The sequence below is a fragment of the Pseudonocardia zijingensis genome (assembly GCF_042657305.1).
Taxonomy (GTDB): domain Bacteria; phylum Actinomycetota; class Actinomycetes; order Mycobacteriales; family Pseudonocardiaceae; genus Pseudonocardia; species Pseudonocardia zijingensis.
The window spans coordinates 60,603-75,430 of record NZ_JBHSKO010000010.1; the positions used below are offsets into that span (position 1 = coordinate 60,603).

The window sequence follows — 14,828 nt, forward strand, 5'->3', positions numbered from 1 at the left end:
CCTGCGGCGCGCCTGCTGGACCGAGACCGGGACGAGACCTAGCGTTCTCCCCGGGATGGCCCGGACCCCCGGGAACGGACCCGAGCTTGACTGGAAGGTGCGCCCTTATGACGCCCCCGCACAACTACCTGGCCGTGATAAAGGTCGTCGGCATCGGTGGCGGCGGCGTCAATGCCGTCAACCGCATGATCGAGGTCGGCCTGAAGGGCGTCGAGTTCATCGCGGTGAACACGGACGCGCAGGCCCTGCTGATGTCCGACGCCGATGTCAAGCTCGACATCGGCCGGGAGCTCACGCGCGGCCTCGGCGCGGGCGCCAATCCCGAGGTGGGCCGCAAGGCCGCCGAGGACCACCGCGAGGAGATCGAGGAGGTCCTCAAGGGGGCCGACATGGTCTTCGTCACCGCGGGCGAGGGCGGCGGCACCGGCACCGGCGGCGCGCCGGTGGTCGCGTCGATCGCGCGCAAGCTCGGCGCGCTCACGATCGGCGTCGTCACCCGGCCGTTCACGTTCGAGGGCAGGCGCCGCGCGGGGCAGGCCGAAGAGGGCATCCAGTCGCTGCGCAACGAGTGCGACACGCTCATCGTCATCCCCAACGACCGGCTGCTGCAGCTCGGCGACGTGGGCGTCTCCCTCATGGACGCGTTCCGCTCGGCCGACGAGGTGCTGCTCTCCGGTGTCCAGGGCATCACGAACCTGATCACCACGCCGGGTCTGATCAACCTCGACTTCGCCGACGTCAAGTCCGTCATGTCGGGCGCGGGCAGTGCGCTGATGGGCATCGGGTCCTCCCGCGGGGAGGGCAGAGCCGTGCAGGCCGCGGGCAAGGCGATCAACTCGCCGCTGCTGGAGGCGTCGATGGACGGTGCGCAGGGCGTGCTGCTGTCGATCGCCGGTGGCTCCGACCTCGGTCTGTTCGAGATCAACGAGGCCGCGTCGCTCGTGCAGGAGGCGGCGCACCCCGAAGCCAACATCATCTTCGGCACCGTGATCGACGACTCGCTGGGCGACGAGGTGCGCGTCACCGTCATCGCCGCCGGGTTCGAGGCGGGCGGGCCCACGCACAAGAAGCTGGAACCCACCGCGTTCAAGTCGCAGGAGAAGCAGCAGGCCTCCGGGGTGATCGCCTCGGGCGACAGCGGCACGGCCGGCACCACGGCGCCCGCGGGTGGCAACGGCGCGGCTCCGGCCGCCGCCGCGCACCCGAGCGCGCCCGCCGCCCCGCCGGCGTCGCCCACCACGCCGGCGTCCGGCAACGGCACCACCAACGGCAACGGCACCGCCGCCGGGAACGGCGCCGCCAACGGCAACGGCAGCGCCGTGCAGCCGGCTGGGTACGCCACCGCGCGCGTGCCCGCCGCGCCGAGCCAGCCGGCCACCCCGAGCCAGCCGGCCCCGCCCGCCGCGCCGCAGGTCACACCCAACCAGACCGGCACGCTGCCCCCGGCCGCTCCGTCGGCCACGGGCTACACGCCGGCGCAGCGGCAGGCCGACCCGCGCCGGGAGACCGGCTACGAGCAGGCGGCGGAGCCCCAGCGCCCGCAGGCCACCGAACAGCGCGCCGCGTCGCCCCTCTACACGCAGCCGGTGGACGTCGCTGACCTCGACGACGACGTGGACGTGCCACCGTTCATGAAGAGGTGAGCGCCCGCGTCCGGCGGGTGGTGAGCACCCGCGCGGGCGGGCGTTCCCGCGGCGGCTTCGCCTCCTTCAACCTCTCCGCGTCCGTCGGCGACGACCCCGCGGCCGTCGCCGCCAACCGCGCGCGCCTGCGCCGCGAGCTCGGCGTGCCGGTGGTGTTCCTGGAGCAGGTGCACGGCACCCGGGTCGTCACGGTCGACGCGGCGCCCGCCGCCGACGCACCGGACGTCCCGGGCACCGACGCGGCCGTCACCGCCCTGCCCGGGGTGGGGCTCGCGGTGCTCGCGGCCGACTGCGTGCCGGTGCTGCTGGCCGACCCGGCCGCCGGTGTCGTCGGCGCCGCCCACGCCGGGCGGGTCGGCGCCGCGGCGGGGGTGCTCCCGGCCACCGTCGAGGCGATGGAGGCGCTCGGCGCGCGGCGCACGGCGATGGAGGTGCTGCTGGGCCCCGCGATCTGCGGCGGCTGCTACGAGGTGCCCGAGGCCATGCGCGCCGAGGTCGACGCGCGGCTGCCCGGCAGCGCGGTGCGCACCCGGCGCGGCACGCCCGGCCTGGACCTGCGGGCCGGGCTCTACCACCAGCTCACCGAGCTCGGCGTCGCGCGGATCGGGGGTGATCCGCGGTGCACGCGCGAGGACAAGGACCTCTACAGCCACCGCCGGGAGCCGCGCAGCGGCCGGCAGGCCGCGATCACGTGGCTCGACCCGCGGTGAGCTGCGCGGCCCACCCTGGACGAACGGCACCTTCGTCCGATAGAGCGGTACGGGTGTGCCGTTGGTACGACCAGGAGCCTTGTCCGTGAGCGCTGATCGACGGGAGGAGCTCGCGAGGCGGCTCGCCGCCCTCCGCGAGCGGATCCATCGCGCCTGCGTCGCGGCGGGGCGCGACCCGGACTCCGTGGAGCTGCTCGCCGTCACCAAGACCGTGCCGGCGCAGGACGTCGCCACGCTGCTGGATCTCGGGCTCACCGCCTTCGGGGAGAACCGCGTGCAGGAGGCCGAGGCGAAGGTCGAGGCCGTCGCGAAGCTGCGCCCGGACGCGCGCCCACGGTGGCATCTCGTGGGGAGCCTGCAGCGGAACAAGGCCAGGTCGGCGGTGCGCTGGGCCGATCGGGTGGAGTCGGTGGATTCCACCCGCCTTGCGGACGCATTGGATGCGGCCGTACGGCGCCAACAGGAGACCGGTGGGCGCACCGATCGGTTACCGATTCTGCTGCAGTACAGCGTCGACGGTGACCCACTGCGAGGAGGCGTACCCCGGGAGGGCCTCCTGGCTCTCGCCGAACACGTCTCCACGTGCGCCGGGCTGCAGCTCGCCGGACTGATGGCCGTGGCCCCGCTCGGTGCCGACCCGGATGCCGCGTTCGAGGACGTCGCCGCGGCGGCCGCCGAGCTGCGCGAGCGGTTTCCGCAGGCCACGGTCCTCTCGGCCGGGATGAGTGCCGATCTGGAGGCCGCGATCCGGCACGGATCGGTACTCGTGCGTGTCGGAACGGCTCTCGTGGGGGACCGACCGTTAACCTCGCGGTGATCGCCGGGCGCTCGCGCAGCGACCGGCCGTCGGGGCAGTCGATGATGGGAGCGCGGATGGGCGCGATGTACCGGCTCAAGGCCTACTTCGGCATGGTGCCCGCCGAGGAGATGGGCGAGTACGCCGACGACGCCCTCGCCGACCGCTACCCGGAGCCCCGCCGCGAGCGCGCGCGCGACTACGCCAACGAGCGCTGGGACGACCGGTTCACCTACGAGGACGACTCCGAGCCGGGTCGCCGCGACCGCTACGACGACGAGTGGGACCGCCGCCCGGCGCGTCCCGTCTCCGTCGACCGGGCCGGTGCCCGCGGTCTCTCCGGCGTCGGCTCCCCGGTGCGAGGAGCCCTCGCCATGGACCCTGACCTGCAGGAACCGGCCCGTCCGGCGCCGAAGCCGGCCGCCGCCGTGCCCGAGCAGCGCGACCGCGTGGCCACGGGTGCCGCCGCCCTGAGCCGCATCACCACGCTGCAGCCGCGCAGCTACCGCGACGCCCGCACGATCGGGGAGCGCTACCGCAGCGGCGTGCCGGTGATCATGAACCTCACCGAGCTCGAGGCCGCGGAGGCGAAGCGCCTCGTCGACTTCGCGGCGGGCCTCGTGTTCGCCCTGCACGGCGGGTTCGACAAGGTCACCAACCGGGTCTTCCTGCTCACGCCCGCCGACGTCGAGGTGTCGGCGGACGACGCGCGGATCCTGGCCCAGCGCAGCGTCTCCGGGGGGATTTCCGACGCCGACCGGGGCTTCCGGGGGGAGTGAGGACGGGGGCCGCGGCTAGGATCGGCGACGTGCCCCTCGTCATCCAGTTCGTCCTCTACTACCTGCTGTTCTTCTTCTGGCTGCTGCTCGTGGGCCGGATCGTGGTGGAGCTCGTGCGCAGCTTTGCGCGCCAGTGGGTGCCCGTGGGGCCCAGTGCCGTCGCCCTCGAACTGATCTTCACAGCGACCGACCCGCCTGTGAAGTTGTTGCGGAGAGTGATCCCCGTCCTCCGGATCGGCGGCGTGGGACTGGACCTGTCGATTATGGTTCTACTGCTGGTGGTGTTCATACTGATGAACGTTGCCCAGCCGACGCCGTAGTGAGCCCCAGTCACACGGTGCCGCCGCCGAGGACTGCATGAGGTGATCCGATGCCGCTGACGCCCGCCGACGTCCACAACGTCGCGTTCAGCAAGCCCCCGATCGGGAAGCGGGGGTACAACGAGGACGAGGTCGACGCGTTCCTGGACCTGGTCGAGGCCGAGCTGGCTCGCCTGATCGAGGAGAACGAGGACCTGCGCGAGCAGGTTTCTCAGCTCGAGCAGCGCCTCGGGAACGCACAGGCCGATCTGGAGGAGGCCCGCTCACGGCCTGCTGCCGCCGCGGTGTCCCCGCCGACGCAGCAGATCCAGCGGCAGGAGCCACCGCTGCGCCAGGCCGAACCGCAGCGTGCTGCGTTCGCCGACGCCGCGGAGGGTGGCGACAGCCACGTCCAGGTCGCGAAGGTCCTGAGCATGGCCCAGGAGATGGCCGAGCGGCTCACCGCCGAGGCCAAGTCCGAGGCCGATGCGATGCTCAGCGACGCCCGCACCAAGTCCGAGCAGCTGCTGTCGGAGGCTCGCGCCAAGTCCGACGGCCTCGTCAACGACGCCCGTGCGCGGGCCGAGACGATGCTCAACGACGCGCGCACCCGGGCCGAGACCCTGGAGCGCCAGTCGCGCGACAAGGCCGCCACGCTGGTCGGAGACGCCGAGCGCAAGCAGGCCGAGATCATCGGCACCATCACGCGCGACAAGTCGGTCCTCGAGAAGAAGATCGACGAACTGCGCACGTTCGAGCGTGAGTACCGCACCCGGCTCAAGACCTACCTGGAGTCGCAGCTTCGCGACCTCGGGGAACGCGGCTCCGCCGCTCCGTCCGACAGCCGGTCCAGCTCGAACGGCGGATACGCCTCCACCGGCTACGGCCAGCGGGCCGACGCCGGGAGCTGACCTCGACCGCGACCCCGGGTGGTGCGGCCGCGACGCCGCACTTCCGCAAGACGGAGTGAGACGTGCTGCTGCTGGTCCTGATCCTCGTTCTGATCGCCTTCGGCCTGCTGGTCGTGGCGCTGCTGTCCGGCAGCGTCCTGTGGGCCTGGGTATCCGTCGGTGTGAGCGTCGCCGCCGCGGCGGTGTTGCTCATCGACTGGCTGCAGCGACGGAGCGCGGTCCGGGCGGGCGCAGAGGCGAGCGCGGCCGCCGTCGCGGAGCCGCTGCCGCGCGCGCGTCCGCAGGAACCGGAGCCGGTCACCGAGGTGCTCCCGGTCATCCCGCGGTCGTCGGAAGGTGCTGGTCGGCCCGCTGAGGTGCCCGCCGGTAACCGGTTCGACGACTCCTCGGACAGCACGAAGACCGTCGTGATGCCCGTGGTTCAACCGTCCGCCTCTACGGAGCGACCGTCCGGCGCTTCCCGCGATACCACCGCGTCGAGCGGTGATTCGTCACTCAGCGTCACCAAATCGGGTTCCCCGGCTACTGCGGCCACCCCTTCGACGGCCACGGGCGAGGAGGGCTCCGGCGCCGACGCCGCGCCGCCCACCACGGTGTCGGCGAGCGGTGCCGCTCCGCCCACCGAGGCCGTCGCCAACGGCGCCGCCGACGACGCCGCCGACGACGGGAGTGCCACCACCGCGGTCACCGCCGCCCGCGCGCCCGAGGGAGCCGACGACAAGGCGGACGAGACGGGCACTCCGGAGGTCGCCGACGAGGCCGCGAAGACGGGGGAGGACACCCCCGCGGCCGACACCCCGGGCTCGGGTGCCGACACGGCCGAGCCCGACGCCGCGGAGAAGCCGGCGGAGAGCGCGCCCGACCAGCAGGGCGGCACCGACGCCACGGCCACCGCCGCGGCCGCCGCCGGCACGGCTGCCGCATCCGGTGCGGGGAGCGAGACCGGAGCCGGCGGCGACACCGGCGAGGCCGCGCCGCCCGCGGCCGACGGCGAGCCGCCGGAGGAGCAGCGCGACCCCGCGGCCGCCGCGGTCGTCGCCGGGCTGGAGGCCGAGGTGCTCGTGATCGACGAGCAGCCGCGCTACCACGTCAGCTCCTGCCGCGCCCTCACCGGCAAGGCCACGATCCCGCTGCCGGCGCGCGAAGCCGTGGAGCTGGGCTTCACCCCGTGCGGCTGGTGCTCGCCGGTCCGCACGCTGGCCGCGCAGGAGCACGCCACGCGGTAGGGGCCCGGTCAGCCCTCCGCCGGTCAGCCCTTCTCGGGGAGACGGGCGAGGAACGCCTGGCCGGAGACCCCGTAGGTCCGGGCACCCGCCTCGCCGGGAGCCCCCGCGAAGGTGTCGACCGGTTCGCCGACGCGCACGTCGACGAACCCGCTGTCCTCGAGCATCCGGAGCCAGCCCAGCCTGGGCAGCCCACCGGCGATTCAGGCGGCCCAGAGATCGATGTTCTGCACGGCGGCCTGCGGGATCGGCCGCCCGGTGACGATGTCGGCGAACTGCACCCGCCCGCCGGGGCGCAGCACCCGCCGGATCTCCGCGAAGACCGTGCTCTTGTCCGGGCACAGGTTGAGGGCGCCGTTGGAGATCACCACGTCGGCCCAGCCGTCCTCGACCGGCAGCGCCTCGGCGAGAGCCTCGCGGAACTCGACGTTCCGCAGGCCCACCTCGGCAGCTGCCGCGCGGGCCTTCTCGAGCATCTCCGGGGTCATGTCGACGCCGATCACCGCGCCGCTCGGCCCGACGTGGGAGGCGGCGACGAGGGTGTCGAGCCCTGCCCCCGAACCGACGTCCACCACGCGCTCACCCGCCCGGAGCGGGTGCAGCGAGAACGGGTTGCCGACACCGGCGAACGACTCGACGGCCCCGGCGGGCAGGGTCGCGAGCAGCGCCTCGTCGTAGCCGAGCCGCTCCGCGAGGGCACGACCGGTGTGGAAGTGGAACTCGCGCGTGGGGAAGCGGGCCACGTCCCGGTACTTCGCCCGCACCTGCGCGCGGAGTGCGTGCTCGTCCACGCCCGTGCTGCTCATGCCGGTCGCCATCGCCGACCACCGCCTCGTCCGGCCGGTCCCCGGGAAGGCGGCAGTCTAGCGCCGCGGACACCCGGAATCCCAGTTCGGAGCCGCGGATCGGGCCGGCGGAATACCGGGTGGATCCCGAGCGCTACCCTTGACACACAGGCATCGATCCGGCCATCACCGGGGAGCCTCCGGAAGAAACGCCCGGCGCGAGCGGGGCGGAGTAGAACCGGACGGGAGCGGCCCGTCACAGCCGTCCAACGAGAGGCCGTCCCGCCACGGGGCGGCAAGCGGGGTGGTACCGCGGCGCTCGCGAGGCGTCGTCCCCGTGCAGGCAGTGCCACGAGCCACGCACGAGGAGCACCACCGAGATGACCGAGCGGTACCCGTCCGTCCCCGCGCACCCGTCGTTCCCCGCGCTCGAGCGCGAGGTCCTGGACCACTGGGAGCGCGACGACACGTTCCGCGCCTCGGTGGCCGCCCGCCCCGTCGGGGAGAACGGCAGCAACGAGTTCGTCTTCTACGACGGGCCGCCGTTCGCCAACGGCCTGCCGCACTACGGCCACCTGCTCACCGGCTACGTCAAGGACGTCGTGCCGCGCTACCAGACGATGCGCGGCAAGCACGTGGAGCGCCGGTTCGGCTGGGACACCCACGGTCTGCCCGCTGAGGTGGAGGCGGAGCGCCAGCTGGGCCTGAAGAGCAAGGCCGAGATCGACGAGATGGGCGTGGCCGCGTTCAACGAGGCCTGCCGCGCCTCCGTGCTGCGCTACACCGGCGAGTGGCGCGAATACGTCACCCGCCAGGCCCGCTGGGTCGACTTCGACAACGACTACAAGACGCTCGACCTGGACTACATGGAGAGCGTCATGTGGGCCTTCAAGTCCCTGTGGGACAAGGGGCTGATCTACCAGGGCTTCCGCGTCCTCTGGTACTGCTGGCACGACGGCACGCCGCTGTCGGCCACCGAGACCAAGATGGACGACGTCTACCTCGACCGGCAGGACCCTGCGGTCACGGTGGGGCTGCGGCTGTCCGCCCCCGGCACCGACCTCGACGGCGCTCTCGCGCTGGTCTGGACCACCACGCCCTGGACGCTGCCGTCCAACCTCGCGATGGCCGTGCACCCCGAGGTCGAGTACGCCCTCGTCGCGGCGAACGGGGAGCGGTACGTTCTCGCGTCCGCCCGGCTCGGCGCCTACGCGCGCGAGCTCGGAGAGGAGCCGGAGGTCCTGCGGACGTTCCGCGGCTCCGAGCTGCTCGGCCTGACCTACACGCCCCCCTTCGACTTCTTCGTCGGCTGGGAGAACGCCCACCGCGTGCTCGCGGCTGACTACGTCACCACCGAGGACGGCACCGGGCTCGTCCACATCGCTCCCGCGTTCGGTGAGGAGGACAAGGTCGTCACCGACGCCGCGGGCATCGCGGTCGTCGTGCCCGTCGACAGCAAGGGCGAGTTCGACGAGCGCGTGGCCCCGTACGCGGGCATGCAGGTGTTCGACGCCAACCCGCACATCATCGCCGACCTCAAGCACGGCGCCCCGCACGCGAAGGGCGTGTTGCTGCGCCACGAGACCTACGACCACCCGTACCCGCACTGCTGGCGCTGCGGCAACCCGCTCATCCAGCGCGCGGTCGACTCCTGGTTCGTGAAGGTCACCGAGTTCCGCGACCGGATGGTGGAGCTGAACAAGCAGATCACCTGGGTGCCCGCCCACATCAGGGACGGCCAGTTCGGCAAGTGGCTGGAGAACGCCATCGACTGGTCGATCTCCCGCAACCGGTACTGGGGCTCGCCGATCCCGGTCTGGATGAGCGACGACCCCAACTACCCGCGCGTGGACGTCTACGGCTCGCTCGACGAGCTGGAGCGCGACTTCGGCGTGCGGCCCACGGACCTGCACCGCCCCCACATCGACGACCTGACCCGGCCCAACCCGGACGACCCCACCGGGAAGTCGGTGATGCGCCGGGTCCCGGAGGTGCTCGACTGCTGGTTCGAGTCGGGCTCGATGCCGTTCGCGCAGGTGCACTACCCGTTCGAGAACGCCGACTGGTTCGAGCACCACTACCCCGGCGACTTCATCGTCGAGTACAACGGGCAGACCCGCGGCTGGTTCTACACCCTCCACGTGCTGGCCACGGCCCTGTTCGACCGGCCCGCGTTCCGCTCGTGCGTGGCGCACGGGATCGTGCTGGGCGACGACGGGCAGAAGATGTCCAAGTCGCGCAAGAACTACCCCGACGTCAACGAGGTGTTCGAGCGCGACGGCTCCGACGCCATGCGCTGGTTCCTCATGGCCTCGCCGATCCTGCGCGGCGGCAACCTCGTCGTCACCGAGCAGGGCATCCGCGAGGGCGTCCGGCAGGCGATCCTCCCGCTCTGGAACACCTGGTACTTCCTGTCGCTCTACGCGGGGCGGCGCGGTGTGCGGCGCACCGACTCGGCGCACGTGCTCGACCGGTACGTCCTCGCCCGCACCGCGGCGCTCGTCGACGAGCTCACCGCGGCGCTGGACGTCTACGACATCGCGGGCGCGTGCGAGCGGGTGCGCGACCACGCCGAGACGCTCACCAACTGGTACGTCCGGCGCTCGCGCGACCGGTTCTGGGCGGGCGACGAGGACGCCATCGACACCCTGCACACCGTGCTGGAGGTGACCTGCCGGGTGGCCGCCCCGCTGCTGCCGCTCACCACCGAGCGGATCTGGCAGGGGCTCACCGGGGAGCGGTCGGTGCACCTGGCCGACTGGCCGTCGTCCGACGAGCTGCCCCACGACGACGCCCTCGTCACGGCCATGGAGCGGGTGCGCCAGGTGGCCTCGGCAGCGCTGTCGCTGCGCAAGGCGCGGGGGCTGCGGGTGCGGCTGCCGCTCGCCCGGCTCACGGTGGCCGCCGCCGACGCCGAGTCGCTCGCCCCGTTCGCCGACATCCTGCGCGACGAGGTGAACGTCAAGGAGATCACGCTCACCACCGACGTCGCCGCCCACGGGCGGTTCGAGGTGGCCGTCAACGCCCGCGCCTGCGGGCCCCGGCTGGGCGGCGACACCCAGAAGGTCATCCGCGCGGTGAAGGCCGGGGAGTGGTCGCGGGGCGACGGCGGCACCGTCGTCGCGGGCGGGATCGAGCTGCTCGAGGGCGAGTTCACCGAGAAGCTCGTGGCCGCCGACCCGGAGTCCACCGCGGCGCTGCCGGGCTCCACCGGGCTGGTGGTTCTCGACACCACGCTCACGCCGGAGCTCGCCGCCGAGGGCACCGCGCGCGACGTCGTGCGGGTGGTGCAGCAGGCCCGCCGCGACGCCGGCCTCGACGTCTCCGACCGGATCGCGCTCACCCTCGACGGCCCCGCCGGGGTGCTCGACGCCGTGCGCGCCCACCAGGAGTTCGTGGCCGGGGAGGTGCTCGCGGAGTCGGTGGCCTACACGCCGACGCCGGAGCCGACCCTGCGCGGCACCGTCTCCGCCCCGGACGGCGCCAGCGCCGAGCTCGCCGCGCTGGTCGCCCGCGTGTGACGGCCCCGGCGGCTCCCGCCCCGGAACGCGGGACTCGCGCCCCGAAACGGGGGACTCGCGCGCTGGGGCGGGAGACTCGCCGTAAGGGGGCGCGAGTCCCCCGTCTCGGCGGCCGAGTGTCGCGTCTCGGAGGCCGAATTCCGCGTGGGGACGGCCGTGTCCCTCGTTCCACCAAGGGGTGCGAGTCCCCCGTTTCGGCGGGGGAGTTGCGCGTCCGGTGAGGGGGCGGCGGTGACGGCGGCCTCGGACGGGGTGCGGTTCGCCGTGCGCGTCCGGCCCGGGGCGCGCCGGGACGAGGTCGGCGGCACGTGGGAGGGCCCGCGCGGGCCCGCGCTCGTCGTGGCCGTGCGGGCGCGGGCCGTCGAGGGCGCGGCGAACGCCGCCGTCGTGGCCGCGCTCGCCGCCGCATTCGGGGCGCGTCGTGGCGACGTCGAGATCGTCACGGGGGCCCGGGGGCGGGACAAGCTGGTCGCCGTGCGTGGCGACCCGGCGCGCCTGTCGGCCCGACTGGCGGAACTGCTCACCTGATCGGGCTGCCCCGACGGCGGCAGGCGGGCATACTCGTCATCCATGGGGGGACCGGCGGCCACGAGGTGGGCCGAGCTCCAGGAGGGGCGTGGGATCCCGCCGGACATCCTCGCCCGGGCGCGCGCCGACCCGTGGCGCCACGAGGTCACCTTCTTCACACCCCCGGCCGAGCCGCTCGACACGCCGTCCCGCCGGGCCGCGCAGGCGCTGCTGCCCGACGGCGGCAGCGTGCTCGACGTCGGCTGCGGGGGCGGGGCCGCGTCCTTCGCCCTCGTCGACCGGACCGGTCACCTCACCGGGGTCGACCAGCAGCAGGACATGCTCGACGCGTTCGCGGCCGAGGCCCGCGCCCGCGGGATACCGCACCGCACAGTGCTGGGCCGCTGGCCCGCTGCCGCGTCCGCGGCGGGAACCGTCGACGTGGTGGTCTGCCACCACGTGCTGCACAACGTGGTCGACCTCGTGCCCTTCCTCGAGGCGCTCACGGCGGCCGCGCGCCGCGGTGTGGTGGTCGAGATGATGGCCGAGCACCCGATGGCGTGGCTCGACCCGCTCTGGGTGCGGTTCCACGACCTGCACCGCCCCCGCCCCGCCACCACCGACGACGCCGTGGCCGTGCTGCGCGAGATCGGCGTCGAGCCGGTGGTGCGACACTGGGAGCGGGTGGTGCCGCCCCGGCAGGACCCGGCCTGGGTCACCCGGCGGCTGTGCCTGCCCGAGGACACCGTGCCGGAGGTGGCCGACGCGCTGGAGCGCCTGCGGCGGCCGCGCCTGGCCGCCACGCTGTCGTGGTCGGCGGGCTGACCGTCAGCGGGTGGAGCGCACGGTGACGTCGCCGGTGTCGCTGACGGCGCGCAGGGTGTGCGGGGAGGCGGGGTCGGTCGGCACGAGCACGCGCTCCTCGCCGACGTCGGAGGCCGCGTCGATCCGGTAGGCGGTGTCTGCGGGCACGGCGACGTCCACCTCCCCGAAGTCCGAGGTGACGTCGGCCGACCGCGGCGCGTTCAGCAGCTCCACCCGCACGTCATCGGCCTGCGACTCGACCCGGAGCACGTCGGCGCGCAGGTCGTCGCCGGTGATCTCGCCCAGCCGCGACCGCAGGTCGAGGGGTCCTATGTGGTCGACGACCGTGATGTCGCCGGTGTCGCGCTGCACGCTGAGCGGGCCGCGCAGCCCGCTCGCCACGACGTCGCCCCACCCGCCGTCCACCACCACGTCGATGGCGGACGGCACCAGCAGCTCGTGCCTGGCGTCGCACCGGACGGCGAGGAACTCGCGGCACGTGGCGGACAGGCGGATCCCGGAGGCCCTGGACTCGTGGACCACCCGCGGCTCGTCCAGGCCGGTCCGCACCACGGTGCGCACGTGGACCTGCCCGTCGGGGCTCGGTTCGAGGGAGACGTCGCCGTCGGCGTCGATCGTGACCCGGCCGGCCGTCGGGGTGAACGTGTCGGTGCGCTCCACGGTGCGGGTGACGACCTCGGACAGCAGCCCGAACGCCCCGGTGCCGCAGACGAGCACCACCAGCAGCACGGCGGCGGCCACGACGGCCGGGTGCGCCTGTGCGGGCGCGGCGGGGGCGGGCATCAGTCCTCCAGGTACTTGAGCACGGCGAGCACCCGCCGGTGGTCGGTGGACGCCGAGGGGAGCGCGAGCTTGCCGAAGATCCCGCTGATGTGCTTCTCGACCGCGCCCTCACTGACCACGAGCTCGGCGGCGATGCCCGCGTTGGACCGGCCCTCGGCCATCAGCGCGAGGACGTCGCGTTCCCGCGGGGTGAGCGCGGCGAGCGGCGCCGCCCGGCGCGAGCGGGCGAAGATCTGCGAGACGACCTCGGGGTCGAGCGCGGTGCCACCGGTGCGGACGCGGTGCAGGGCCTCGACGAACGTCTCGACGTCGGCGACGCGGTCCTTCAGCAGGTAGCCCACGCCGCGGGTGTCGCCCGCGAGCAACTCGGTGGCGTAGCGCTCCTCGACGTACTGCGACAGCACGAGCACCGCCACCCCGGGCCAGCGGGACCGGATCACCAGCGCCGCGCGCAGGCCCTCGTCGGAGTGGGTGGGCGGCATCCGGACGTCGGCCACCACCACGTCGGGCTGCTGCGCGGCGACCGAACGCAGCAGCGACTCGCCGTCGCCGACGGCGTCGACCACCTCGAACCCGGCTTCGGCGAGCAGCCGCGAGAGCCCTTCGCGCAGCAGCACCGAATCCTCGGCGACGGTGACCCGGGCCGCGGTCGCAGCCGTCATCGGGCCGGCTCCGCCGTGGCCGTCGGGAGCTCCACGGTGAGCACCGTGGGCCCGCCGACGGGCGAGTCGACGCTCAGCTGGCCGTCGACCCCGGACACGCGGTCGGCGAGACCGCGCAGCCCGGTGCCACGGTCGGGGTCGGCGCCGCCCACCCCGTCGTCGACGACGCTGATCCAGACCGGGCCGTGCCCCTCGCGGCGCACCGTGACCGACGCGTGGGCGGCGCGCGAGTGGCGGGCCACGTTGGTGAGCGCCTCGGCCACCACGAAGTAGCCGATCGCCTCCACGGTGGCGGCGGGCCGCTCCTCGAGCTCGACGGTGAGCTGCACCGGCACCGGGCAGCGCACGGCGATCGCGGAGAGGGCGGCGTCGAGCCCGCGGTCGGTGAGCACCGGCGGGTGCAGGCCGCGGATGAGCCCGCGCAGCTCGGTGACGGTGTCCTTGGCCTGCTGGTGGGCGTCGTCGAGCAGGTCGCCGACCGCCGTGGGGTCCTGCTTGTACCGCGCCTTCGCCCGGCCCAGCGTCATCCCCAGCGCGACGAGGCGCTGCTGCGTGCCGTCGTGCAGGTCGCGCTCCAGCCTGCGCCGCTCCGCCTCGCCGGCGTCCACGACCCGGGCGCGGCTGCGCTCCAGTTCGTGCACCCGCGCCGCGAGCACCTCGGGCACCGGTCCCAACAGGGAACGCGCCACCGCGACGTCGAGCGACACGAGCGCGCGCAGCACCGCGGGGGCGGCGAGCAGCAGGACCAGGCCGATCCCCGCGAGCAGGGCGCGACCGCTCGCGCTGTCGACGAACGGGACGTCGTACCGCGTGGCGGCACCGGGTCCCGTCGCGAGGCCGAGCAGCGGCGTGCAGAGCAACGCCACCGCACCCGTCAGCAGCGCGTAGGTGACGCCGCCGGTGAGCAGGCCCAGCGGCGCGGCGAGCAGCTGGTGGGCGGCCCGGCGGCGCACGCCCGGGTCGCGCCACAGCACGCCGGCGTAGCGCAGCGGGTGGGGCTGGAACGGCGGGATCGGCTGCGCGTCGATCCCGACGCCGAGCAGGAGGCGGTAACGCGCACGTTCCACCTGCGCCATGCCGGCGCTCACCCACGTGGTGGCGATCCACACCGGCACGCCGGCGAGCGCCAACGGCAGCAGCACGACGCTGAAGAGGAGGCCCATACCCAGCACGAACGCCGTGACCATCCCGGCGACCGCGTCGATCAGCAGGTGGGCGGCCGCAAGCCAGGTGGACGGCGCCACCAGCGCCCGGATCGGGTCGCGGTGCGGTGGGCGGGCGGCGGTGGCGCCCTCCGCGGGCGGCGCGATGACCATGTGTGCAGGTTAAGGAGCCGCGCCCGTGCGGTGCCATCCTGTTCGTCCCCGCCGCGGGGTGGGGCTAG

15 protein-coding genes are annotated in these 14,828 nt (G+C 74.0%); 10 read left to right on the top strand and 5 right to left on the bottom strand.

Annotation, left to right across the window (positions count from 1 at the left end):
• Nucleotides 1–107 precede the first annotated feature (107 nt).
• From ftsZ to ACFPL3_RS20590, 7 genes are all read left to right on the top strand, one after another.
• The gene (ftsZ, locus tag ACFPL3_RS20560) at nucleotides 108–1,643 is read left to right on the top strand and encodes a cell division protein FtsZ (RefSeq protein ID WP_379589556.1); all 1,536 of its coding nucleotides are present in this window, start codon (nucleotides 108–110) and stop codon (nucleotides 1,641–1,643) included.
• Nucleotides 1,640–2,353 (top strand): peptidoglycan editing factor PgeF, encoded by a 714-nt coding sequence (pgeF, locus tag ACFPL3_RS20565; RefSeq protein WP_379589557.1) that lies wholly within the window; start codon nucleotides 1,640–1,642, stop codon nucleotides 2,351–2,353. Before ftsZ ends, pgeF begins: the two co-directional genes overlap by 4 nt.
• Before the next feature lie 85 nt (nucleotides 2,354–2,438).
• Nucleotides 2,439–3,170: a YggS family pyridoxal phosphate-dependent enzyme gene (locus ACFPL3_RS20570; protein ID WP_343937414.1), complete on the top strand. Its 732-nt coding sequence runs from the start codon at nucleotides 2,439–2,441 to the stop codon at nucleotides 3,168–3,170.
• A 56-nt stretch (nucleotides 3,171–3,226) separates the two neighbouring features.
• Nucleotides 3,227–3,928, top strand: a complete 702-nt coding sequence (locus ACFPL3_RS20575) for a cell division protein SepF (protein ID WP_343937418.1) — start codon at nucleotides 3,227–3,229, stop codon at nucleotides 3,926–3,928.
• A 29-nt stretch (nucleotides 3,929–3,957) separates the two neighbouring features.
• On the top strand, nucleotides 3,958–4,248 hold the full coding sequence (locus tag ACFPL3_RS20580; protein ID WP_343937412.1) for a YggT family protein: 291 nt from the start codon (nucleotides 3,958–3,960) through the stop codon (nucleotides 4,246–4,248).
• Between the two features lie 50 nt (nucleotides 4,249–4,298).
• The gene (wag31, locus tag ACFPL3_RS20585) at nucleotides 4,299–5,138 is read left to right on the top strand and encodes a DivIVA-like cell division protein Wag31 (RefSeq protein WP_343937410.1); all 840 of its coding nucleotides are present in this window, start codon (nucleotides 4,299–4,301) and stop codon (nucleotides 5,136–5,138) included.
• Nucleotides 5,139–5,200: 62 nt separating this feature from the next.
• Nucleotides 5,201–6,364, top strand: coding sequence for an ICP22 family protein (locus ACFPL3_RS20590; protein WP_379589558.1), 1,164 nt, complete (start codon nucleotides 5,201–5,203; stop codon nucleotides 6,362–6,364).
• 23 nt (nucleotides 6,365–6,387) lie between these two features.
• Here the strand turns inward: ACFPL3_RS20590 and ACFPL3_RS42080 are convergent, their stop codons facing one another.
• Nucleotides 6,388–6,528, bottom strand: coding sequence for a hypothetical protein (locus ACFPL3_RS42080; RefSeq protein ID WP_343945881.1), 141 nt, complete (start codon nucleotides 6,526–6,528; stop codon nucleotides 6,388–6,390).
• 36 nt (nucleotides 6,529–6,564) lie between these two features.
• Nucleotides 6,565–7,167, bottom strand: a complete 603-nt coding sequence (locus ACFPL3_RS20600) for a methyltransferase domain-containing protein (RefSeq protein ID WP_343945882.1) — start codon at nucleotides 7,165–7,167, stop codon at nucleotides 6,565–6,567.
• A 359-nt stretch (nucleotides 7,168–7,526) separates the two neighbouring features.
• On the opposite strand from ACFPL3_RS20600, the gene ileS reads away from it, so the two are divergent.
• From ileS to ACFPL3_RS20615, 3 genes are all read left to right on the top strand, one after another.
• Complete coding sequence (ileS, locus tag ACFPL3_RS20605; protein WP_343945883.1) at nucleotides 7,527–10,667, top strand: isoleucine--tRNA ligase; 3,141 nt, start codon at nucleotides 7,527–7,529, stop codon at nucleotides 10,665–10,667.
• A gap of 252 nt (nucleotides 10,668–10,919) precedes the next feature.
• On the top strand, nucleotides 10,920–11,195 hold the full coding sequence (locus tag ACFPL3_RS20610) for a DUF167 family protein (protein WP_417715112.1): 276 nt from the start codon (nucleotides 10,920–10,922) through the stop codon (nucleotides 11,193–11,195).
• Between the two features lie 42 nt (nucleotides 11,196–11,237).
• Nucleotides 11,238–11,999, top strand: a complete 762-nt coding sequence (locus tag ACFPL3_RS20615; protein WP_343945885.1) for a class I SAM-dependent methyltransferase — start codon at nucleotides 11,238–11,240, stop codon at nucleotides 11,997–11,999.
• 3 nt (nucleotides 12,000–12,002) lie between these two features.
• Here ACFPL3_RS20615 and ACFPL3_RS20620 read toward each other — a convergent pair whose 3' ends face one another.
• Genes ACFPL3_RS20620 through ACFPL3_RS20630 form a run of 3 tightly spaced genes read right to left on the bottom strand, consistent with a single transcriptional unit; the run spans nucleotide 12,003 to nucleotide 14,760 of the window.
• Nucleotides 12,003–12,782 (bottom strand): DUF4097 family beta strand repeat-containing protein, encoded by a 780-nt coding sequence (locus ACFPL3_RS20620; RefSeq protein WP_343945886.1) that lies wholly within the window; start codon nucleotides 12,780–12,782, stop codon nucleotides 12,003–12,005.
• A complete protein-coding gene (locus tag ACFPL3_RS20625) occupies nucleotides 12,782–13,444 on the bottom strand; it encodes a response regulator transcription factor (RefSeq protein WP_343945887.1) in 663 nt (220 codons plus the stop codon). The genes ACFPL3_RS20620 and ACFPL3_RS20625 overlap by 1 nt, the downstream gene beginning before the upstream one ends.
• Nucleotides 13,441–14,760 carry a sensor histidine kinase gene (locus ACFPL3_RS20630; protein ID WP_343945888.1) on the bottom strand — a complete coding sequence of 440 codons (1,320 nt, stop codon included), beginning with the start codon at nucleotides 14,758–14,760 and terminating at the stop codon, nucleotides 13,441–13,443. Before ACFPL3_RS20630 ends, ACFPL3_RS20625 begins: the two co-directional genes overlap by 4 nt.
• Between the last annotated feature and the right edge of the window lie 68 nt (nucleotides 14,761–14,828).